24 protein-coding genes are annotated in these 21,411 nt (G+C 66.6%); 8 read left to right on the forward strand and 16 right to left on the reverse strand.

Features of this window, described 5'->3' with window-relative positions:
* Positions 1–105: 105 nt before the first annotated feature.
* On the forward strand, positions 106–573 hold the full coding sequence (locus OHS03_RS14205; RefSeq protein WP_056809517.1) for an SRPBCC family protein: 468 nt from the start codon (positions 106–108) through the stop codon (positions 571–573).
* A 126-nt stretch (positions 574–699) separates the two neighbouring features.
* Here OHS03_RS14205 and OHS03_RS14210 read toward each other — a convergent pair whose 3' ends face one another.
* Positions 700–1,134: an STAS domain-containing protein gene (locus tag OHS03_RS14210; RefSeq protein WP_063005783.1), complete on the reverse strand. Its 435-nt coding sequence runs from the start codon at positions 1,132–1,134 to the stop codon at positions 700–702.
* Between the two features lie 353 nt (positions 1,135–1,487).
* Here OHS03_RS14210 and OHS03_RS14215 point away from each other — a divergent pair, with 353 nt between their 5' ends.
* Positions 1,488–2,432 carry an AraC family transcriptional regulator gene (locus tag OHS03_RS14215; RefSeq protein WP_328663170.1) on the forward strand — a complete coding sequence of 315 codons (945 nt, stop codon included), beginning with the start codon at positions 1,488–1,490 and terminating at the stop codon, positions 2,430–2,432.
* Between the two features lie 24 nt (positions 2,433–2,456).
* Here OHS03_RS14215 and OHS03_RS14220 read toward each other — a convergent pair whose 3' ends face one another.
* Positions 2,457–2,870 carry an ATP-binding protein gene (locus tag OHS03_RS14220; protein WP_082843722.1) on the reverse strand — a complete coding sequence of 138 codons (414 nt, stop codon included), beginning with the start codon at positions 2,868–2,870 and terminating at the stop codon, positions 2,457–2,459.
* Positions 2,871–3,157: 287 nt separating this feature from the next.
* On the opposite strand from OHS03_RS14220, the gene OHS03_RS14225 reads away from it, so the two are divergent.
* Positions 3,158–3,514: an STAS domain-containing protein gene (locus OHS03_RS14225; RefSeq protein WP_328663171.1), complete on the forward strand. Its 357-nt coding sequence runs from the start codon at positions 3,158–3,160 to the stop codon at positions 3,512–3,514.
* Here OHS03_RS14225 and OHS03_RS14230 read toward each other — a convergent pair.
* The 7 genes from OHS03_RS14230 to OHS03_RS14260 all read right to left on the reverse strand — a co-directional run bounded on the left by OHS03_RS14230 (position 3,511) and on the right by OHS03_RS14260 (position 10,124).
* Positions 3,511–3,972 carry a response regulator gene (locus OHS03_RS14230; protein ID WP_056809526.1) on the reverse strand — a complete coding sequence of 154 codons (462 nt, stop codon included), beginning with the start codon at positions 3,970–3,972 and terminating at the stop codon, positions 3,511–3,513. The genes OHS03_RS14225 and OHS03_RS14230 overlap by 4 nt on opposite strands.
* Positions 3,969–5,549: a sensor histidine kinase gene (locus tag OHS03_RS14235; protein WP_407942513.1), complete on the reverse strand. Its 1,581-nt coding sequence runs from the start codon at positions 5,547–5,549 to the stop codon at positions 3,969–3,971. Before OHS03_RS14235 ends, OHS03_RS14230 begins: the two co-directional genes overlap by 4 nt.
* Before the next feature lie 38 nt (positions 5,550–5,587).
* A complete protein-coding gene (locus OHS03_RS14240) occupies positions 5,588–6,814 on the reverse strand; it encodes a PP2C family protein-serine/threonine phosphatase (protein ID WP_328663173.1) in 1,227 nt (408 codons plus the stop codon).
* A gap of 241 nt (positions 6,815–7,055) precedes the next feature.
* Entirely contained in the window at positions 7,056–7,670 is a 615-nt protein-coding gene (locus tag OHS03_RS14245; RefSeq protein ID WP_328663174.1) for a class I SAM-dependent DNA methyltransferase, read from the reverse strand.
* Complete coding sequence (locus tag OHS03_RS14250; protein WP_328663175.1) at positions 7,667–8,419, reverse strand: PIG-L deacetylase family protein; 753 nt, start codon at positions 8,417–8,419, stop codon at positions 7,667–7,669. The genes OHS03_RS14245 and OHS03_RS14250 overlap by 4 nt, the downstream gene beginning before the upstream one ends.
* Positions 8,401–9,366 (reverse strand): acyl-CoA dehydrogenase family protein, encoded by a 966-nt coding sequence (locus tag OHS03_RS14255; RefSeq protein ID WP_328664228.1) that lies wholly within the window; start codon positions 9,364–9,366, stop codon positions 8,401–8,403. The genes OHS03_RS14250 and OHS03_RS14255 overlap by 19 nt, the downstream gene beginning before the upstream one ends.
* Positions 9,367–9,428: 62 nt before the next feature.
* Positions 9,429–10,124, reverse strand: coding sequence for a glycosyltransferase family 2 protein (locus OHS03_RS14260; RefSeq protein WP_328663176.1), 696 nt, complete (start codon positions 10,122–10,124; stop codon positions 9,429–9,431).
* Positions 10,125–10,371: 247 nt separating this feature from the next.
* Between OHS03_RS14260 and OHS03_RS14265 the strand changes: the two genes are divergently transcribed.
* From OHS03_RS14265 to OHS03_RS14275, 3 genes are all read left to right on the forward strand, one after another.
* A complete protein-coding gene (locus OHS03_RS14265; RefSeq protein WP_328663177.1) occupies positions 10,372–11,496 on the forward strand; it encodes a DUF6670 family protein in 1,125 nt (374 codons plus the stop codon).
* Between the two features lie 186 nt (positions 11,497–11,682).
* Complete coding sequence (locus OHS03_RS14270; protein WP_328663178.1) at positions 11,683–12,609, forward strand: SMP-30/gluconolactonase/LRE family protein; 927 nt, start codon at positions 11,683–11,685, stop codon at positions 12,607–12,609.
* Positions 12,610–12,701: 92 nt separating this feature from the next.
* The gene (locus OHS03_RS14275; RefSeq protein WP_328663179.1) at positions 12,702–13,205 is read left to right on the forward strand and encodes an SRPBCC family protein; all 504 of its coding nucleotides are present in this window, start codon (positions 12,702–12,704) and stop codon (positions 13,203–13,205) included.
* A gap of 41 nt (positions 13,206–13,246) precedes the next feature.
* Here OHS03_RS14275 and OHS03_RS14280 read toward each other — a convergent pair whose 3' ends face one another.
* The 5 genes from OHS03_RS14280 to OHS03_RS14300 all read right to left on the reverse strand — a co-directional run bounded on the left by OHS03_RS14280 (position 13,247) and on the right by OHS03_RS14300 (position 18,335).
* Positions 13,247–13,477, reverse strand: coding sequence for a DUF1049 domain-containing protein (locus OHS03_RS14280; RefSeq protein ID WP_056809538.1), 231 nt, complete (start codon positions 13,475–13,477; stop codon positions 13,247–13,249).
* A gap of 34 nt (positions 13,478–13,511) precedes the next feature.
* A complete protein-coding gene (locus tag OHS03_RS14285; RefSeq protein WP_407942484.1) occupies positions 13,512–15,260 on the reverse strand; it encodes an alpha/beta hydrolase in 1,749 nt (582 codons plus the stop codon).
* Positions 15,261–15,468: 208 nt separating this feature from the next.
* Positions 15,469–16,434 (reverse strand): alpha/beta hydrolase, encoded by a 966-nt coding sequence (locus tag OHS03_RS14290; protein ID WP_328663181.1) that lies wholly within the window; start codon positions 16,432–16,434, stop codon positions 15,469–15,471.
* Positions 16,435–16,474: 40 nt separating this feature from the next.
* A complete protein-coding gene (locus tag OHS03_RS14295) occupies positions 16,475–17,188 on the reverse strand; it encodes an alpha/beta fold hydrolase (protein ID WP_328663183.1) in 714 nt (237 codons plus the stop codon).
* A gap of 130 nt (positions 17,189–17,318) precedes the next feature.
* Positions 17,319–18,335: a GlxA family transcriptional regulator gene (locus OHS03_RS14300; RefSeq protein WP_328664230.1), complete on the reverse strand. Its 1,017-nt coding sequence runs from the start codon at positions 18,333–18,335 to the stop codon at positions 17,319–17,321.
* A 285-nt stretch (positions 18,336–18,620) separates the two neighbouring features.
* On the opposite strand from OHS03_RS14300, the gene OHS03_RS14305 reads away from it, so the two are divergent.
* Complete coding sequence (locus OHS03_RS14305) at positions 18,621–18,938, forward strand: hypothetical protein (protein WP_056809542.1); 318 nt, start codon at positions 18,621–18,623, stop codon at positions 18,936–18,938.
* 177 nt (positions 18,939–19,115) lie between these two features.
* Here OHS03_RS14305 and OHS03_RS14310 read toward each other — a convergent pair whose 3' ends face one another.
* Entirely contained in the window at positions 19,116–19,655 is a 540-nt protein-coding gene (locus OHS03_RS14310) for an AAA family ATPase (protein WP_328663185.1), read from the reverse strand.
* Between the two features lie 371 nt (positions 19,656–20,026).
* Here OHS03_RS14310 and OHS03_RS14315 point away from each other — a divergent pair, with 371 nt between their 5' ends.
* The gene (locus OHS03_RS14315; RefSeq protein ID WP_328663186.1) at positions 20,027–20,737 is read left to right on the forward strand and encodes a hypothetical protein; all 711 of its coding nucleotides are present in this window, start codon (positions 20,027–20,029) and stop codon (positions 20,735–20,737) included.
* 100 nt (positions 20,738–20,837) lie between these two features.
* Here the strand turns inward: OHS03_RS14315 and OHS03_RS14320 are convergent, their stop codons facing one another.
* On the reverse strand, positions 20,838–21,356 hold the full coding sequence (locus OHS03_RS14320; protein WP_328663189.1) for a CinA family protein: 519 nt from the start codon (positions 21,354–21,356) through the stop codon (positions 20,838–20,840).
* Positions 21,357–21,411: the final 55 nt, after the last annotated feature.

A 21,411-nucleotide genomic window follows, 5' to 3' on the forward strand; every position in this document is an offset into this window, starting at 1 on the left:
GGGTAGGCAGTCACTGGACGAGTTGCAGGGCCTCGAAGGCTTGCAGCTGTAACCGAATCCAGTCTGTGACGGCGAGACGCAGGCAGGCTGGGGAAGGAGTACCCGTTGAGCACGGTAGCCGCAACTGTCGATGTAGACGTCCCGATCCGTACGGCCTACAACCAGTGGACGCAGTTCGAAACCTTTCCGCAGTTCATGGAAGGAGTCGAGCAGGTCAGTCAGCTCGACGACCGCCACACCCACTGGCGCATCCACGTCGGCCCGTCGACACGAGAGTTCGACGCCACCATCACCGAACAGCACCCGGACGAGCGAGTCGCGTGGAAATCCGACAGCGGACCCGACCATGCCGGAGTCATCACATTCCACCGGCTCGACGACACCCATACCCGCGTCACGGCGCAGATGGATGTCGACCCACAGGGTTTCGTCGAAACCGCTGCCGACAAACTGGGCGTGCTCGAGCACCGAGTGAACGGTGACATGAAGCGCTTCAAGCAGTTCATCGAGAGCGAGGGCCACGCGACCGGTGCGTGGCGCGGCGACATCCCGCGCCCCGACGCTGGGATCTGACCCCTGACACTCTGACGGCAGCGGCCAGGACTCCCCTGTGCCCTGTGCACGAACGGAACGCCCCGCACTCGGAAAGAGTGCGGGGCGTTCCGTCTGCATGGCCGATCGAGCCCAGCAGCACCAGGATCAGGTGTCGGAGCGCGGACCGGCGGTAGCGGCGAGGGCCGTGGCGAGGTCCCGGTGGATCGAAATCCACTCGGTCATTCCGGCGAGGTCGATGACGCGCGCGATGGTCGTGGCAGCACGCCCGTCGGCGAGATGCATTCCGATGCCGCGTCGGTCCAGATGCTGGGCTAGATCGGTGAGGACCATCACGGCACGTACCGACAGGAACGTGACCTCGTCCAAGTCGACGACGAGATGTCCGCCCTCGGCGGACTCGGGGACAGCGGACTCGAGCAGGCTGCGCCAGCGTGGGAGGGTATAGGCATCGATCTCCCCGCGAGCATGGAGCACGATGACCTGCCCTGCGGATTCCGAGACGGCATCCAAGCGGCGGCAGAGATCGGCAGCCGGGTCGTCGGCTGCGGGCGAGCGGGTTTCGTCGGGACGATTGTTCAAAAGACTCGATTCTTCAGCACCATGGAGCAGTGCATTGCCAACAGTCCTGTGGGCTCAAGATCGGGCCGGCTACCTATTCCAGCACGCGGCCCGGCAAACCGCATGGCTCCGGAGCCGTCCTGGTACCCAGTTGTTCGCAATCGGTCCTGAATCGCGGTGACCCGCTTTCGTATTTCGTCTCTGCGACCCATGCGCCGCACCCGCGACACGCGGTGCGCCGAGGGCAGAACAACGGGTGCGTCGCCAATTCTCGAGCCGGTAATATGGAGGGTGAGTAGCCATCGGGCGCGGTTGTCCGGCGCCCCGCCGTCTCCGCCGTGCCCCCGTCATCGTGTGTCCACGGAGGGAGCGTCGTGCAGAGCCTGAATTTCGAGAGCGACGACCTGGCGGTGACCGAGGAGTTCCTCAACAACGCCTACACCAGGGTGCAGATCAGCAATCACGGCCCGCACCAGGTTCGCACTCGGATCCGTCGCGAAGTGCTCGGTTCGATCAACTTCGACCAGCTCGAGCTGGGTTTCGACATGGCCTACGACGCCGACCCGCTGGGCCGGGTCTGCCTCGTCACCGTGCACAGCGGCCGGATCGAAGAGAACTATCACGATGGCGGCCCCGACACCTTCACCCCCGGGCAGACAGGCCTGCTCACCCCGCATGACCTGCCCTACTCGGGTGTCATCCGAACCAGCCGCTACGACATCACCATGTTCGACCCCGCGGTCCTGGACCGCGTCGCCACCGCCGACGGCGGGGCACGAGTGCGGGTAGACGGGCACCGTCCGGTCACGGTCGCGGCCGGAAACCGGCTGCGACGGGTGATCACCCATCTGCAGCAGATCGCCGCCGACCCCGACGCAGCGAACAGCCCGCTCACCGTCACGGCGGCCTCGGATTATCTCGCCGCGACGGTGCTGGCCACCATGCCGACGACCGCCGAGAACGAGCCGAACGCCACCGATCGGCACGACGCTCACCCCCACACCGTGCGCCGCGCCATCGCCTATATGGAGTCGCATCTGGGTGAAAGAATCGCGATCACCGATATCGCGGCGGCAACCTTTGTCACTCCGCGCGCCCTGCAGCTGGCCTTTCGTCGTCATCTGGACACGACGCCGCTCGAGTACCTGCAGCAACTGCGGCTGGCGGCGGCACACGAACAACTCGGCGCCGCGCTGCCGGGTGACGGCCAGACTGTCGCGACCATCGCCTACCGGTGGGGCTTCACCCATCCCGGCCGCTTCGCCACGGCCTACCGCCACCGCTACGGTCGACCACCGAGGCAGACCCTGCGCGAATGAGCGCTGCGTAGGTCCAGGGCCGTCTCAGGCCCGAGCGAACCGCATGTCCACCACGGTGCCCGCCGCCGATGTACTGACCTCGAATTCACTGCTGAGGGCACGCATGATGCCCATCCCACGCCCACGTGACTGATCGGTGTCCGGGTCGGGTGTCAACCAGCTCCCCCCGTCGGTCACGACGGTGTGGACATGGGTCTCGGTGAGCACGGCGGTAACGCGTACTGTGCCGCCGTCGCCACGGTGACCGTGCTCGACGGCGTTGGTACACGCCTCACCGACGGCGAGCACGATGTCGTAGGCCGCGTTCGGGTCGACCGGCACCTCCGCCAGCCACGCCTGCAGCGCGTGACGTACTTCGGCCAATCGCGCGGCGTCTGCCGAGAAATCGATCTCGAACGGCTTCACGGCGCTCTTCTGCCGAGATGGGTGCGTCGTCACCTGATGCCTCCCTCTTCATCTCGACGTCCAACGAATCCGCGAGAACCCCCGCGCCATTGGCAGTACCCGTGCAGTACTCGGGTATGCCACTTCCGGGCGTGAGAATGCCCTCTCACAGCGGCCGGGCGGATACGTCCGAGCCAGGGTACCCCGGTGCTGCGCAACGGTTTGTGGCCCGAGTGGATGGGGTAGGTTGCTGGGGCAAGAATCGCTCGCACATTCGCCGACCCGGCGAAGCTAGAGGTAAGAGGTAGAAAAGTGGCGAATCGCAACCGGGGAGACCTTCGGTGAGTGTAGAAGGCGGCTTCCGAGACCTCGACGTGCAGACACGGGCACAAGACGACTTCGAAATCCTTACCGTTCGTGGTGAGGTGGACATGGCCTCGGCGCCCCAGCTGCAAGCGGTGCTGGAGAAGGCACAGCAGGGCGGCAAGACGCTGGTGGTCGATATGACCCAGGTCGGCTTCCTCGGCTCGGCCGGGCTCAGCGCGTTGCTGGTCGTGTCCAAGGCCGCGCCCTATCAGCTGCGCGTGGCCGCCTCCCGCGAGGTCGCGCGACCGATCGAACTGACCGGGCTCGACAAGCTGCTCGCGGTCTACGGCACCCTGGAAGCGGCGATCGCCGCGGAGCCGAACGCGCACTAGGTCCGAGGTCGCGGCTCCCGCACTCGCGGGAGCCGCACGACCTGCACGAAGAACTCATCGATCTGCCTGATCGCGGCGATGAACTGGTCGAGATCCACCGGCTTGGTGACGTAGGCGTTCGCGTGCAGTTTGTAACTGCGCAGAATGTCTTCCTCGGCCGCCGATGTGGTGAGCACGACCACGGGGATGTGCGACAGCTCCGGATCGGCCTTGATCTTCTCCAGCACCTGCCTGCCGTCGTACTTGGGCAGGTTCAGGTCCAGCAGGATCAGATCCGGCCGTGGAGCGTCGACGTACGCGCCGGTGCGATAGATGAAGTCCAGCGCCTCCTGGCCGTCCCTGACCACGTGCAGCGTGTTGCCGATCTTGTTGTCCTCGAAGGCTTCCCGCGTCATCAGTTCGTCGCCGGGGTCGTCTTCGACGAGCAGGATGTCGACCGGCTGGCCGGGATCGGTCATGCGAATACCTCGTTCTCGATGGATACAGCGGTGGTCGCGGGCGCGGCCGCCCGCAGGGTGAAGCACAGGCGGGTGCCGTCACGATAGTCGGTATCGAGCCAGATCCGGCCGCCGTGGAATTCCACGATCTTCTTGCACACGGCCAGTCCGATCCCGGTGCCGCCGTAGGCATCTCGCGGATGTAGGCGCTGGAAGATGACGAAGACCTTCTCCGCGAATTCGGCCGCGACGCCGATCCCGTTGTCCGACACCGAGAACTCCCATTCCTCGGCGTCGTCGGCGTTGGGCGCACACGTCACCCGGACCACAGGAGTCAGGTCGGGCTTGCGGAATTTGATCGCGTTGCCGATGAGGTTCTGCCACAGCATGGCCAACAGGGTCGGTTCCCCGACGAGCTCCGGCAGTGCCTCCGGGCGCTCGATCACGGCCTCGGATTCCTCGATGGTCGCCGACAACGCGGCCACCGCCTCGTCCAGGGTCTGATCGAGGCCCACCGGCTCGGTGCCCTCCGACATCCGGCCGACGCGGGAGAAGGTGAGCAGGTCGTTGATCAGCACCTGCATGCGTTTGGCGCCGTCGACGGCGAAATCGATGTACTGCTTGCCGCGATCGTCGAGTTGGTCGCCGTAGCGCTTCTCGAGCAGCTGGCAGAACGAGGCCACCTTGCGCAGCGGCTCCTGCAGATCATGGGACGCGACGTAGGCGAACTGCTCCAATTCGGTGTTGGATCGGCGCAGTTCCTCGGCCTGGACGTCGAGATCCTGCTTCTGCCGCAGCAGTACCGCTTCCTGGACGCGTGCGGAGTCGAGCTCGGCGACGATGTGGTGGCGCATGTTCTCCACCGCCTCGCACACCAACGCGATATCGGAAGGGCCGACGGCATCGATATGGGCGTCGAACTCCCCCGCGGCCACCCGCCGCGACGACTCGGTGAGATAGCCCAGCGGCCGAACCACCAGTCGCCGGACCAGAACGGTGAGCAGAACCCCGGTCAGCAGGAAGACAGCGACGATGCCCGAGAGCACGATGTTGCGCGTGGTGCGTGCGCTCGCCAGTTCCGCGGAGTCGCTGTCGACGACCGCGGTGAGATGGTCGTTCTGCACCGCGAAGGTCCCGCGCACGGCGTCGAAGAGCGCTTTTCTGCGCACCGCTCCCGTGGCGGCGTCGAGACCGATGCCCGCGCGAGACGACACCGCCCCGGTACCCGGATCGGTGAAGTCGGCTTGCCACCGCTGGGCGGCGAGGTCGACCGCGGCGAGGTCGGCGAGCAATCCCGGATGGCCGACGAGCAGCTCCCGCAAGCGGTCCGCGGCGCGGGTCTGCTCCTGGCGTCCTCGGTCGTAGGGCTCGAGGAACTGCGGGTCGCCGGTGATGGCGTAGCCGCGGATGCCGGTCTCCTGATTCAGCAGCGCACCCTGCAGCCGATGGGCTTCGGTGGCCGCGGGCAGAGTTTCGGAGAGCAGACGATCGGTGACCCGGCCGGTGTGCGCGATGACCTGCGCGCCCGCTGCGGCACCGAAGATCACCACCAGGATCATCAACACGAACACGAGCTGGAACCAGCCCTGTGCCGTCATCCTGCGGATCGATCCCGACCGGGCCGATGTACCACTTGTCACGTCATCCGCCTCATCGCATCACTCCACCGCAAATACAGGATGGCCACATCGTCATCCAAACCGCCTGCCGCCGAAGACAGCTCCGCGACCTGTCCGATCAGCGCGTCGACGAAGGTCTCGGGTTGCTCGGTGGGCAGTGTCTGTGCCAGTTCGAACAATCCGTCTTCGCCGAGGCGGGTGCTGCCGTCGCCGACACGTCCCTCGAACAAGCCATCGGTGAACAGCATCAGCCCCGCGCCGTCCGCGAGTGCCACCTCGTGCGCGGGCCACTGCGCGTAACCCGGGACGAACCCGAGGGCCGGTCCGCCCGGCACCTCGATCCAGCTCAGTCCGGTGTCGGTGCACCGCAGCATGCCGGGATGACCCGCGCGGCGTACCGACACCTGTCGCGTCGCCGGATCGAGGACCAAGCTCGTCGCGGTGGCGAAGGTCTGCTGATCGGCGCGTTCGGCGAGCAGCACTTCCTCGAGCAGGTTCAGTTGCCTGGCACCGGTGACGCCGCTGAGCACCAGCGTGCGCCACGCCAGTCGTAAGGCGACCCCGGTCGCCGCGGCATCGGGACCGTGGCCGGAGACGTCACCGATGATGGCGTGCACGATGCCGGTCGGGTCCTGGACCACGTCGTAGAAGTCGCCGCCGAGCAGCGAGTGGTCACGACCGGGTCGATACCGCGACACCACCTCGACCGCGGGGTCGGCGCCCAGCAGCGGAGTCGGCAACAGTCCGCGTTCCAGTCGGGAGTTCTCCTGCGCCCGCATCTGACTGGCCTGCAGGGCCGCGCTGGTGAGTTCGGCCTGTTTGCGCTGGATCGCGTAACGCACTGCGCGCCCGAACAATTCCGGGTCGACTCGACCCTTGACCAGGTAGTCCTGCGCGCCGGAGGCCAACGCGAACAGCCCGGTGCGCTCTTGGTCGAGTCCGGTCATCACCACGACAGGGACCTGGTCGTTGCGAACGCGGATCCCGGCCAGCGCCTCGAGTCCGTCCGCGTCGGGGAGATGCAGATCGAGCAGCACACAATCGGGGACGTCGGTGCGTAGGCGCTCGCCTGCCTCGGTCAGGGTGCGTACCCAATCCAGGTGCGGGCGCGGAGACAGGTCCGCGACCATCTCCTCTACCAGCAAAGCGTCGCCGGGATCGTCCTCGACCAGCAGTATGTGGAGTTGACGCCGCGATCCGGGCCCGGCCGCGAAGAGATCGGCGTTCAACGCGTCACTGCGCACCACAACCACCGCCGGCACAGCCGAGAGTCGCCTGCTCGCACCACATCAGACCTACCCCTCCCCACCTGGACAGCACAGAACCCAGGGTGTGCACGAAAGCCTCCGATCACAGGCGCCCACTGCGCGAACTGACTCCGCCGGCCGGTTGCTGGACCGAAAGTAGTACCGGGGATGCTATCCGATCGCGCCGACACCCATGCCCGCGCGGGATTCCCCGCCCGGCTGCGGTAATTCGACTGGATCAGAGGAGGCCCTCGACCTCGGCCACCGAGGGTGGAATCCGGGTCGACGCCGCGAACACGTCGATGAGCAGGTCCTCGTCCTCGTAGTGGGCCGAGGCCGACAGGCCCGCGGTCTGGCGGGCGATGGCGTGGACGTCGTCGCCGGTCAGCGGGTAATCCGCTACGACGTGGCGCCAGTGCGCGCACAGCAGGGTGCCCCCTGGCTCGAGGTGCGTCACGGCTTGCTCGAAGACGTCGCGCAGACTCGCGGCGTCGAGGTAATAGCAGACTTCACTCAGGACGATGAGATCGAAATCCTCTGCCTCCCAGGGCTGCCCCAGACCCCACAGCCGGAACTCCACCGGTGCGTTGATCAGACGCGATCGCGCGGCGTCGAGTGCACGCTCAGCGATATCGGTACCCACCAGATGATCGCAGCGACCGGCGAGCTCCTCGGTGAGCACACCGATGGAGCAGCCGGGCTCGAACCCTCGTCGATAGTGCGCCTTCGGCAGCATCGCCATCGTCAACGCACGTTTGCGCTGCTCGTACCAGCGGGTGGTGAAGCGCCACGGGTCGTCGTCGTGGGCATACATCCGATCGAAATAGCCCGGCGGCATGGGCGTTTCGCTCACTGGAAGAAGACCTCGTCCGGTGCGGTGAAGCGCTGGAGGACATGCGCGGGCAGGACGGGACGGTCCGCCGGATGATCCGACAGCGGGCGGATCTGAGTGCGATGCTGCGCCATCGCCCGCGCTTTGGCCGCGACCGCCGACGGCGACAGCGGTAGTGCGCGGGCATTCTCCGAGGTCACTCTCGGATGCTCCGGACTGCCCCAGTGCCACATCCACACCGGGTACTCGAGCAGCTCGGTCGCGGTGTCGGCGCAGGCCGTGGCGGCGGCGCGGCCGACGGCTTCGTGGTCGGGGTGACCGTCGTGGCGCCAGGTGGCCGCGCACCGCACTCCTGGTCCACCGAGGTGGGACAGGACATAGGTGAGCAGATCGGTGAGCTCGGTCTCCTGCTCCGCGAGACCACCGTCGCGCATACCGAGCCGCATCGGCGCTCCGGTAGCGAGCTCGTAGGCCGCGTTCTGCGATTCCTCGATACGCAGAGCGGCCAGCTCGGCAGGGGTGTGGGTGGGTGAGCCCGGATGCGAGGCCTCACCGTCGGTGACCGCGATCAGCGTGACCGGGATGTCGGCGGATCGCAGCTGCGCGATGAGCCCGCCCGCTCCGAGCACCTCGTCGTCGGGATGCGGCGCGACCACGACGAGGTGCCGCCAGCCGTGGATCGGGAGTTCGGGTCGACTCGCCCGCCACCGCGCCCAGACACCTTCGTCCGCACCGGGACCTTGCGTATCGATCAGCGGCCGGGTAACCATGAGAACTCCTTTTCCGCCTGGTCACGGCCGAGGGCGGCCAGATCGCGTTCGGCATGACTCTGGCGCAGGTACACGGTCAGGTCCGCGACCCGGCGGGCATGGGCGCTGTCGCCGCACAGCGGTCCCGCGCCGAGCGCGCGCCCGACCCGGTCCAAGGTTTCGGTCGCCGCCTGCTCGACCACCGCACGCACGGTCCGGGCCCGGACTCGACCGTCACCGGCGGTGTCTCGCGGATCGGCGTCGATCGCGTGCGCGGCGGCGGAAAGGCTGGTGCGAGCGGCGGACAGCGCCGAGGTGACCGCGCCCAGGTGGGCGAGCGCATGGTCGTCGGCGCGTCCGGCGGCCGCGTGCCGATGCAGCGCTTCGGCGACCGCGCACGCGCTGCCGTACCAGCAGGCGGCGACGCCGATCGCGCCGTGCCAGAATCCGGGACGGCTCAGATACTCGCCGGGAGCACCGACCATCCTGGCCGCGGCGTTGTCGAAATCGACAGCACCGGAGTCGGATTCACTCATTCCGACCGCACGCCAGGTCTCGGGCACCGGCTGGGCGACAGCACGGGCGAGTGGCACCGCGAACAGCGCTCGCTGCCCGTCCGCGACGGCCGTGACCAGTGCGTGCGTGCACATGCTCGCACCTGAGCACCACAGCTTGCGTCCGTCCAGCACCCAGCCGTCGGACATCGTGCGTGCTCGCAGGACAGGGGAAGGCGGTTCCGCGGCCCACACGCCCCAGATCTCGCCGGACGGCGCGGCGCGACAGTCCGCGTCCACGCCACCACCGCCGAGCTCGGCCATGATCGCCACGGCATCGACGTGCGCCTCGGCCAGTCGGCCGAGAACTGTGTCCTCATAGGCGATTTCAGCCAGGGCACGCCATCGATCGAGAGTTCGTCCCGAGCCCGGCAACGGCAGATCCAGCCGTCCCGAGCTCGCGAGCGACCTCATGGCCGCCGCGATCCGCGGCTCGCCTGTCGCGCGTGGGCCGACGACGGAACCGTCCACGGACGTCACGAGACCTCCTGCGGCTCGTCTCGTCCCAGCCTGCGCAGATGCTCGGCGAATCCGTGTGGCGCGCGACCTCTTCGCCGGGCCGAGGTGGTGACGCACACGTCCTCTGCCCAGGCGATCCTGGCCCCGGCGGCTTGCAGCCGAACGGCCAGATCCACGTCCTCACCGGTGCGCAGCGCGCGGAAACCCCCGACTCCCCAGTACGCGTCGGCCCGGAAGCCGAGCGCGGCGCCGTGCAGATGACCGTGACCGTCCGGCCCCGGCACACGGTATTCGTGCTCGTAGATCCGTCGGGCCTGCACCGAGTGCGCGTCCCACTGCCGCACCGCCACCACGCCCGCCACCACCTCGAAACCCCTTCGCGCGTAATCGAGTTGGGCCGACAACCAGGATTCTTCGACCTCGGAGTCGGCGTCGGTGGTCGCAAACCAGGTGCGGCCGTCGCACGCCGCGCCCGCGTGCTCGAATCCTCGCCGCCGTGCGGCCCCGACATTGCGCTCGCTGACCGTCAGTACCTCGGCTGTCGAAGCGACCTGTGCCGAGCCATCGGTGCAGGCGTCGAGCACGAGCTGCACCCGAACCGGCACGTCGACTCGGCGCACGGCGCGTTCCAGAGCCGCGAGACACCGAGGAAGCAGCAGCTCCTCGTTACGGGCCGGAACCACCACGATGACCCCGTCTATATCACCGCTCATGACCTGGAACTACACACCGCGACCAACGACTGATTCATGAGATACGTCTACCCGCCTTTACCCAGGGCAAACAGCCACGAGCAGGTCGATCGGCGCGGCCGGATCGATGGCGGGACTCTTGACGGCTCGGCCTCTCGCGCGTAATTTACCAATCAGTCAATTGTAACCGTGACCATAAGTAACACATACCTGTGACCCGGACCGACAGGCACGAGCCCGGCGGTCCAGCAAAGGAGCAATGGCGCTCATGGAACACTCCACGGCACTTTCGCAGCCTCCCGCCGCCGACCGTCGATCGCGCGTACTCGATCGCCTCGCACGCCCGATCGTCGACGCCGTCCTGCCGCGTATCGACTCGCGCATTCCGGGGTCGACCATGGCATTCGAAACCCCGGAGATGATGAAACCGCACACCGGGTCCCGGCGATGGGCATGGACGCACTACGGGGTGTTCCTCCCCGAGCTACCCGGCCCCCACCGCTACCTGAACACGATGACCTTGATCGGCGCGACCGGTGCGCTGGCCTTCGACAACGACTACCTCGCTGCCGATGATGCCCGCGACACGGCCACCGTCCTGTCGTCCACCGCCGCCGACGGACAGCACCACTACCGCGCCTACGACACCGGCCGTGAGTGCTCTTTCGCCGATGACGGCTCCCGCCTCGACTGGGGCCGCGACCTCAGCATCACCGGCGCCTTTCCCCACTTCCACGTCCGCGGTCACTACGACAATTTCGAGGTGAGCCTCGATATCCGAGCGACGGAACAGGTTTCGTGGTTCGTTCGTACTCCGCTCTACGACCACCTCAGCCTGCTCGCGACCGCCACCGGAACCCTGACCGACAACACCGGCGCCACCGTTGCCATCGATCAGACGTTGTGCACGTTCGAATACGCCCGTTGCATGTCACCGCAAGCGCTGACGGCCCAGGCACTCTCGACACGACGCAAGCTTCCCGTCGACTTCTTCACCTATCAGATCATCAACCTCGACAGCTCGACCCAGGTGCTACTGACCGAAGTACGCGCCGCCGGCGCGGTCGCCTGCTTGCTCGCGTACGTGCGGTGCCTCGACGGAACAACGCGCGTGTACGACGATGTCGCCATGACGGTTCTGTCGTATCAGGAGCACCCACTGGTCGATCCGCTCGGCCGCACGATGCGGGTCCCCCGGCAACTTCGCTGGCGGGTGCGCGACGCGGCCGGTGCGGAGATCCTGACTGTCGACGCCGACGTCGACAGTCCGCTCCGCTACGGGCACGGCCGCGGCTACGTCGGCGCCTACACCTACCGGGGAACCTGGCAGGGTCAGCGTCCGATCACGGGCAGCGGTTACATGGAATGGATCGACTGCGCAGCGGGGCAGTAGGAACTCTTCACGGACGTCCCGTCGTGCGCACCTCTTGTTCGGGTGAGGTCGCGTCGAGAGCACGGTCGGCGCCCATTTCCGTGCGAGTCCCGCGGTAACCCCCATAGGCTGGGCCGATCCCGTCGACAACGCCGCCTTCGTCGGTGGCAAAGCTACCCGGGCCACCGGCTCGACCCCGAGGAATCGATGACTTTCTCCCGTACCGCGTCTCGTGTGATCACCGCGATGGCGGTCACCGCGACAGCCGCCGTCCTGCCCACCGCGAATACCGCCTCCGCCGAAGCGGTTTCGTGTCCGCAATGGACTCGCCACACCGTCGCGGCGGGTTACGGGATACTCGAGAACCTCGGGTTCGACGGTCGCGGAAACCTGCTGCTGGCCGAGCAGTCCGCCACCGGATCGGCCGGGTCCCTGCAACGCCTCGGCGCTGACGGCGCGCGATCGGTCGCTGTCGACGGTATCGACGGCCCCGGCGCCATCCTGACCGTCGGCGACACCGCGTATTTCACGACGGGCAACACCGCCACCGCCGCACTCACCGGCCGCACCGACGGCACCATCAAGGCACTGCACCTCGCCAGCGGCGCCGTGACGACGGTGGCCACCGGCCTGACGATGCCGAACGGGTTGGCCCAGTTGCCGAACGGCGACTTCGTCGTCAGCAGGGACATCGGCGCGGGCACCCTGACCCGCGTCACCGACGACAGCATCGCGACACCGTACGCACCGTCGCTGAGTTCCACCAACGGCCTCGCGTTCGACCGACAACGCCACCGGCTCATCGTCTCGACGACGTTCGACCCCACCTCGGTGGTCGCCGCCGTCGACTACGCCGATCCCGACAGCCCACCGCGACAGGCGGTGATTCCGGGCGCCGGACCACTGAACTCGGCCGATGATCTGACCGTCGGCCCGGACGGCAAGGTCTACGTGGCACTGAACGTGGCGGGCAGTATTGCGCAGGTCGATGTGGACACCGGCCAAACCTGCGCGATCGCGGCCGGTCTGCCTTTGTCCTCGTCGGCACGGTTCGGATCCGGACCCGGATGGGACCCGAACGCGTTGTACGTCACCAGTTTCCTCGGCACGGTCACCGAGCTCACGCGGCCATGACGTCACAGCACCTCACCACGCAGGATCGAACTCGAGCGAACTGACACCCGCTCTCGTCGGGAGCACCCGCTCGGTCGGATAGGTTCGAGTCCATGAGTCGCACCACGTCCGTTTTCGACAGCATCGACATCGCTGCCGACCCGGTGTCTGTTTATCAAAAGGTCAGCGATCCGACCCTGATGGGTCGGTGGAGTCCGGAGAACCGCGGAGCACGGGTCACCCAGGCGCGTGAGTCCACCTATGTGGGAATGGAATTCGAAGGGTTCAACAAGCGGGGCTTCGCTCGCTGGGTGACCCGCTGCGTGGTGATCGCGGCAGAGCCAGGGAAGATGTTCGCGTTTCGCGTCGAGGCGATCGGCGTGCGACGGCCATGGCTTCGCGGGGGTATCGCGACCTGGGAGTACCGATTCGAGGCGGCCGACGGTGGTACCCGGGTCACCGAGACCTGGCACGACGATCGCAAGACCTGGCCGAACGCGGTGGTTCAAGTCTTCGACCGGATCGCCACCGGCGGCGACACCTTCGTGCAGTTCCAGCGCAAGAACATCCACCGCACCCTGCGCAACCTCAAGCAGCAGCTCGAGTCGACCGACTGAACGGCGCCCGGTACCGCCGACACCAGCGGCGCCGCGAGAATTCATTGACGGGCGCGACGGGTGGTGAGAACTCCGGCGACCCAGCCGACGATGAACATCGTCAACAGGATCAGCCACATCGGCGAACTGATCGTGATCAACAGGAACTCGACAGATACCTTTCCTCTGTTCTCGAAGACGAAAATGATGGCAAGGATGCTCATTCCGATCGCGACCCATTGCGTCGGTGAGACGCGACGCAGCAGGGACGGCTTGTCGGCGGATTTGTTCATCGCAATCCTTCTCCTCTTCGGTATCGGATGGTGTTCACTCGGTGCCTCGCAGGATCTCTCGTAATCGTTCGGTGTCGGTCGCGGTCCAGTCGGGGGGTGCCAGGATCGCGGCCCAGGCATCGGCGATCACAGCCTGGAAGGTATGACCGTGTCCGTCGGGCACGTCGACCGAGACAGCCATATCCGCCGAGACCTGCAGGAACGTCACCACGGGGATCCAGCGGGTGCTGGGCAGGACATCGCGACCACGTTCCTCGTCGAGCCAGTCCGGTTTCTGGAACAGCAGTTGCGGTGTCCACCAGGTGATCGGGTCGGAGGCGTGCTGGAGGTAGACCACTCTGGGCGAGCCCCACGCCAGTTCGGGACGGGCGAGGTCGGGTGCGTCGGCGACGAATCGCACGGTATTCCCGTCGCGGTAGATCGGCAGCCATTGCGGGGAACCCGGGTCGCGTCGCGCGGTGGCGTCGCGCCACACCGGGTTGGTGGCGGTGGGGCCGACGAACAAGACCCCGTCGGTGCGGGCCGCCATGTCCTGGATACCGGAGAACGCCGCTTCACCACCGAAGGATCCGAGGCTTTCGCCGAAGACCACCAGCTTGGGCCGGCGATCGACTGGCAGTGTGTCCCACTCGGCGTGAACAGCCTCGAACAATGCGCGGCCGGCTCGGCGCGCACGTTCCTGGTCGACGACAAAGGACAGCCAACTCGGCAGATAGGAATACTGCATACTCACCAACGCGCTGTCACCGCCTGCCACATATTCCAAGGCCGAGGCAGTCGACTCGTTGATCCACCCGGTTCCGGTGGTGGTCCCTATTCCGATGACCGAGCGTTCGAATCCACCGGCACGTCGCAATTCGGCAACCGCGAGATCTGCTTCAGCACTGAGGGTCTCGGCGGATTCCAGTCCGGTGTAGACACGGATCGGCGCACGCGCGGGCTTTCCACTGAATGCGGTCAATTCGAGCGCGGTCGGCCCGTTGGACACGAAGATCTGCCCTTGCCTGCCCAGCGAGTCCCACGCCACCAGCGAGCCGGGACCGCCGGAACGCTCCGCGACAACAGGTTCTTCCGTATCCGGCGCACTCTTGTCGTTGACGGCCTTGAACGTTTCGTTGAGCAGCGACATCGCGACGTCGGCCACCACCCCGTTGACCGCGAGCACAGCCACCACGACGACCACCACACCGCCGAGCACCGCGGCGACGCGAGTGGGCATCACCCGCCCCAGGAGCCCACCGACCCATCGCGACAACGCCCAGCACCCCCTCGCCACCGCGATCAACACCGCGAACGTCACGACGGCGATCACCACGATGATCGGATAGGCCTGCCAGGAAAGCCCGCTCACTCCCATGAGCGAACGCAGGTCGCGTTGCCAATCGGCGAACCAGGCGAGGGCGGCCGTCGTACCGAGGGCGGCGACGATTCCCAGCCCCCACCACAACCCACGAGGCGTCGGCCTGGGCTCGCGGTGCAACATCCACCGCAGCAGCGCGGCGACTGCGACGCCGAGACCGTATCCGAACACCGCCGCGGCGCCGGTGACGATTCCTTGGAACAGCGGCCCTCTGGGCAGCAACGACGGCGTCAGCGACAACCACACCAGCACCAACGCTCCCACTGCCCCACCGAAGGTGAGCCCCCGACGCCGAAACGCAGGTTTCGCGGGCTCCCAGCCCCGTCGCGCGACCGGACCTTCCTGGTGGCGGTCGGCGGCTGTGTCGCGCGACGGGGGATCCTCAGTGGTCCGATGTCGGTCGTGCCCACGCGTGGAATTCATTTGTTCCCCTGTGATTCGACCAACGATTCACCGGCACACGCATTCACTGCCGAACCGGAGCCGCGCTACAGCAGTTCGATGATGATACGACCGAATATCATCGCGACCCGGGATTGACGGGGATCGACACCGGCAATTTCCGCTGACCACCGGTAAATCAGGAAGTCCCTTCCGGTGCAACCACTGGGCAGAACTATTGCGAGGACGGCTAGGCGATGTCGAACGCGGCACGCAGGGTCGCGATTGCCTGGGCCACGGCCGCTTTGGCGGCATGGGTGTCGTGCATCGAGTTGACCATCACGAAATCGTGGATGATCGCCCCGTAGCGCACCTGGGTCACCGCTACGCCTGCCGTGCGCAGCTTTGCGGCGAAGGCCTCGCCCTCGTCGCGCAGGACATCGGCTTCGCCGGTGATCACGAGCGCGGGCGGCAGCCCGGCCAACTGTTCGGTGCTCGCCCGCAACGGCGACGCGGTGATCTGGGCGCGGTCCTCCGTGCTGGTGGTGTACTGGTCCCAGAACCACTTCATCCCCTCACGGGTGAGGAAATAGCCTTCCGCGAACTCCTGGTAGGAGCCGGTGTCGAAATTGGCGTCGGTGACCGGGTAGAACAGCACCTGCTGCACGAAGGAGACGTCGCCACGCTCCTTGGCCATCAGGGTCAGCGCGATGGCCATATTGCCGCCGACCGAATCGCCCGCGATCGCGATGCGCGACTGGTCGAGCCCCTTCTCACCGCCATGAGCGGCGACCCATGTCGCGACGGCGTAGGACTGTTCGTTGGCCACCGGATACCGCACCTCGGGAGAGCGGTCGTATTCGGGAAACACGACGGCCGCGTGCACGCCGACGGCGAGGTCGCGCACCAGCCGGTCGTGGGTGTGCGCGTCACCGAACACCCAGCCCGCGCCATGGGTGTAGACGATGACGGGCAACGTCTCGGTCGAGCCACGAGGCTTGACGATCCGCACCCGCACCGAGCCGGTCGGGCCGCCCTCGACGGTGATCCACTCCTCGTCGATCTCGGGCTTGGAGATCGGCGAATCCTGAACCGAATCCACCGCCTTGCGCCCCTCTTCCGGGGTCAGTTGGTACAGGAACGGCGGTTGCGACGTCGCATCGACGAACTCCTGTGCTGCCTGCTCGAGCGAGATACCCAACGGATTGCCTGACATGATGACGCCCTTCTCTCGTAGTGGTGAACGGTGGTGCTGGTCAGCTCAATTCGGCGACAGCGTCGGTGATCACTTTCGTGACCTGCTCGGGGTGGGTCTGCATCACCAGGTGCGGTGCGTCGATCTCGATTACCGAACGCAGGCCGGCCCGCTCGTATCCGAAGCGTTCGACCTCCGGATTGATCGTGCGGTCGGCGCTGGACACGATTCCCCAGCCGGGCTTCGTCTTCCACGCAGCGGCGGTAGCGGCTTCGCCGAACGCGATGGCCGAGAGCGGGCGCTGGGAGACCGCGAGCACCTGCGCCTTCACGGTATCGAGGCCTGCGGCGAATACCGCGCCGAACGCGTCGATGTCGACCGACACGTCCGTTCCCGGTGTATCGCCGTCGGTCGGGTAGGGCGCGTAAACCAAATTGGCCGCCAGATCGGAATCCGGAAAACCGCCCTGCAATTGGCCGAGACTTTCGCCTTCATCGAGTGCGTATCCGGAGACATAGACCAGACCGACGACATTATCGGCGACACCGGCGACAGTGATGACCGCACCGCCGTAGGAGTGCCCGACGAGCAGTACCGGGCCCTCGATCTGCTCGACGAAGGACTTGATGTAGGTCGCGTCGGCGGACAAGCTCCGGTTGAAGATCGGCGGCGCCAGCACCCGATGACCGACGGCGAGTAGCCGCTCGGTGACCGGGGACCAGCTGGACGCATCGGCGAAGGCGCCGTGTACGAGAACAATGGTCGGCGATGACATCGGATGGGGCTCCAATACTGGGCTTACGTGAAGGGGTGAGCGATCCCGTCGAAGCGGTTGCTGTACCCGAATCAGTCTTCACCGGTCAACCCGTCACGCGCCCCCCTCAACAGGCCGCAAAAGCCTCCGATCAGGACACGGCCCGCGTATCCGCGACCTCGACCAGGGCGGTGGAGCTGGTGGATCGGAACCGTTGCTGATATTTGCTGGGCGATATGCCCAGCCGTGCGACGAACGCGCGCCGCAACGCTTCACTGCTGCCGTACCCCGCGGCCATCGCCGCCTCTGTCACGCTGCAGCCGGTATGCAGTATGTCCCTGGCCATGCCGAATCGGATGAACGCGACGTATTCGGCGGGTGAGCGTTCGAGTTCGGTACGGAACAGCCGGGTCAGGTGCCGAACGCTGACCCTGGCATGGGCCGCCAGACTCTGCACGGTATGCGGAAAAGCGGGATCCGCGCAGATCAGATCGACAACGCCGCGCAGCAACGGGCTGCGCGGGGTCGGGCCGCTCAGTGACGCCGAGAATTGCGATTGCCCGCCCGCCCGCTGCATGTACACCACCAGCGACTGCGCCACCTGGCGGGCTAGATCGGCTCCGTGGTCCTCCTCGAGCAGCGCGAGCGCGAGATCCATACCAGCCGCCACGCCCGCCGAGCTGTACAGGTTGCCGTCGCGGACGAAAATCGCATCCGGTTCGACCGCGATCGCGGGGAACCGTCTCGCCAAGTCGCCCGCGAACTTCCAGTGGGTCGTCGCGCGCCTGCCGTCGAGTAGTCCGAGCTCTGCCAGCACATACGCCCCGCTACAGATCGATGCCACGCGCCGGGTCTTCCCGATCAGTTGCCGCGTCGCTGCCAACAACTCGGATGTCACGAACTTCTCGGGCGGCAGTTCACTGCCCGGTATGACGACCGTATCGAACCGGTCGGCATCGGCCGCGGCGCAGCCGACCTGAACGCGCGCCCCGATCGAGGTCTGCACATCGCGACCATCCGCCGAGATCAGGACTACTTCGTAGCGCGGCACGGCTTGATTCGCTTCGACGAACACCTCTGCGGGCCCGACGAAATCCAGCATCTTGACGCCGTCGAACACCAGAACGCCGACCCTCTTGCGGGGCACTTCAGCGAATATTGAGGACATGGCAACCATTATTCTGCAGTCACGCCTGACGCGTACGACGGCCCTCGCCGAACCGGGGGCCGAGAGCACGACCTCGCAAACGAACTGGGCCCGGCGCTCGCAGTAGCGTGTGGCAAACATCCCTCCATCTCTCTCGACCGAGTCGGAAATCGACGGACCATTCGATTGAATGACCAGCTGAAAAGGTCTATGCAACGGACACCATGGCGCCATCGCGGATGTGTCGAGTAACACTTCAAATCAACTAGCGATCTTTCAGACAACATCGATTTCAGGAGGTTCGACATGCTTTCTGCGAAGAGACTCGCTGCTGGCGCCGTTGTTGTCACCGCCACTGCTGCCGCTGCGCTCGTCGGTGGCGGCGTAGCCCAAGCCGACGTACCGGTGTGGCAGGCCAACTGCCACGTGTACAACGTCTTCAACACCGGCGGGATGGCCAACTGCGAGCTGCCGACCTGGCATCAGGTGAAGCTCACCTGTGTCGCGTGGCCCGTTCCGTTCGTCTACTGGAAGTACGGCCCCGCGCAGTACGGGCAGAACCAGTCCTGGGCAAGTTGCGACTCGCTCAACGCGATGGTGGGGATCGAGGTCATCCAGGCGTAGTTCGGCTCAGCCGACCGAGGCAGCGAATGCGCTTGCCTCCCGCGCCGCTGTCTCAGCAGGCCCGATCGGTATCGGACTGCGCGAAGCGGGCGACGGCGCGGGCGACGGTCGATCGATCGATCGATCGAGGAAAAGGATGTCGGCGTGGTTGCCGACTCCAGATCGAGCAATCTCGCTTCAGGCCAGCCGGTGCGTGCCGTCGGCCAGAACCCGTCTCACCCGGTCGGCAGTCTGCGCGGAATCCAGGCCCCCGGTGTCGATCGCGTGCTGCTCGAGGTCTCCGATGTCGGAGAACGCGCCGTGCAAGCCACTGATCGCTTCCAGATCCTTCAACTCGTCTCCTACGCGTTGCCTCGCGCGGGACACCGTGGTGGCCAAGTCAGGTCGCAGGACCACATAGGAAATGGCCGGCCCACCGTCGTCGGCGAGCGCCCGAAACTGTGGCAGGAACCATGGCCCCACAATCCCGTCGACGATGACGTCGTAACCGCCGCGTGCGTAGGCCGCGACTGTCACGACGATCGCCTCGATCACCACCTCGTTCTGTCGGTGCGCTTCTGGAAGGAACGGCAAGACGAATCCTGTGCGGATCGACCGGTAGAACAGGTCGGTCTCCAGATGCACTGTCGGAGCACCCGCCGCATCGGCGAGAAGGCGGGCGACAGTCGTCTTTCCCGCAGCGGGTGGGCCGGTCACGATGATCACTTCGCCACTCATGCACACGGACCCTAGCCAGCCCACCCGGCAAGAACCAGTCTTTTTCTTCTCCTCTTGTCCGAAAACAGAATTCGTGAATTGCCCAGGTGCCGCGGGTAGTAGTAAACGTCGCACTACAAGCGTAGGCTCGATTCGGCTCTCCAGCAGAGGCGAGAATATATTCGCCTCCCGAAACTGTCATTCGTAAATATCTCGGCAGCAACGGATTACAGCTGGTGGCGGCCCGATCACTGCGATCGCCCGTGAATGCGCCGCGACGCGCTGGGCATTCACCTTGATTCCGACCGTATCGGCCGATCGATGATGCGCGCGCCCCCGATGGCCGATTTCGCTATATCGGCCGCAGCGTTCGACAATAGAGGAGCATTATTGTGCCAAGAACTCGCAGCGCACGGACCTGTATCGCCGCACTGTTCGGCGGTCTCGTCCTGACCACCAGCGCCATGATCGCCGTGGCACCGCCCGCATTCGCCGCCTGCAACACCGTGAACGGCGCCGATGGCGCTCCCGGCACCGCCTCGCAGCCTGCCGGTGGCAGTGGCGGCAACGGCAGCCAAGGCACCGAGAACTGCCCGGGTGGTCACGGCGGCAACGGCGGCATCGGCTACGGCGGCGGCGCGGGCGGGGCGGGCGGCAACGGCGGCAGTGGTGGACTCGGCGTTCTGGGTGCGGGCGGGCTCGGCGGAAACGGCGGACTCGGTGGTCCCGACGGCGGATCCGGTGGCGCAGGCGGCGAAGGCGGCAACGGCGGTGCGGGCGCGACCGGCGCCACGGGCACCGACGGGGCGTCCGGCGGAAACGGCGGCGACGGCGGCGACGCTCTTGCCGTCGATACCGGCGGCGCGGGCGGCAAGGCAGGCAACGGCGGCGACGCCTCGGGCGCGAACAACAGCGGCGGCGCGGGCGCGCACGGCGGCACCGGCGGCACCGGAATCCTCGGTACCGGCGGGGCCGGAGGAGACGGCGGCAACGGCGGGGCCCAGACGGGCAACGGCACCCTCGGCGCTTGCGGCACCGCGGGCAGCGGCGGCGCGGGCCTGGTCAACGGCGCTCCCGGAAACGCGGGCACCGGCGACTGCTGACAGCCGACCCGTCCCGAACCACACCCACACTCGCGCGGGTGTGGTTCGGCGTCGGGATGACGGACCGAAATCCGAAGGGTTCCACAGGCTTCCGCCGGTCTCAGGGTTGCAGCTCAGGCCCGGTACCAGCGCCCGACGGCGGGTCGCCGTCAATGTCTTGCGAGTGAACCGCTTTCGCCATCGACAGCAGCAACTCGATCGCGTACTGCACCGATAGAGCGACAACATCCGCCGGATCACCGTCGTATTGCCGGTGACTCGCCCGCGCATCGCTGCGCGAAACCACACAGAACCACACCGAACCGGCAGCCTCGCCGTCCTGCGGATCAGGGCCGCCGACACCGGTGGTGGCAACAGCGATGTCCGCGTCCATCAGCGATCGCACTCCCTCGGCCATCGCTCTCGCCGCGGTCTCGGACACCACCGGCACATCAGGAACCCCGAGTACGTGCCGTTTGACCTCTGCGGCATAGGCGACGACCCCGCCACGAAACCACACCGCGGAATCCGGTGCGGCCCCCAACGCCGTGGCAACGTTGCCCGCCGTCAACGATTCGGCGACAGCGACCGTCACCCCACGCCGTTCGGCAACCTCAGCAAGCTGATCTGCCACGACCATGATCCGCTTCTCCCTTCGCGCGCACTCTCGCTTCGATCGTCACCGTGATTCCGAG

It is taken from the genome of Nocardia salmonicida (genome assembly GCF_036142455.1).
GTDB classification, from domain to species: domain Bacteria; phylum Actinomycetota; class Actinomycetes; order Mycobacteriales; family Mycobacteriaceae; genus Nocardia; species Nocardia salmonicida.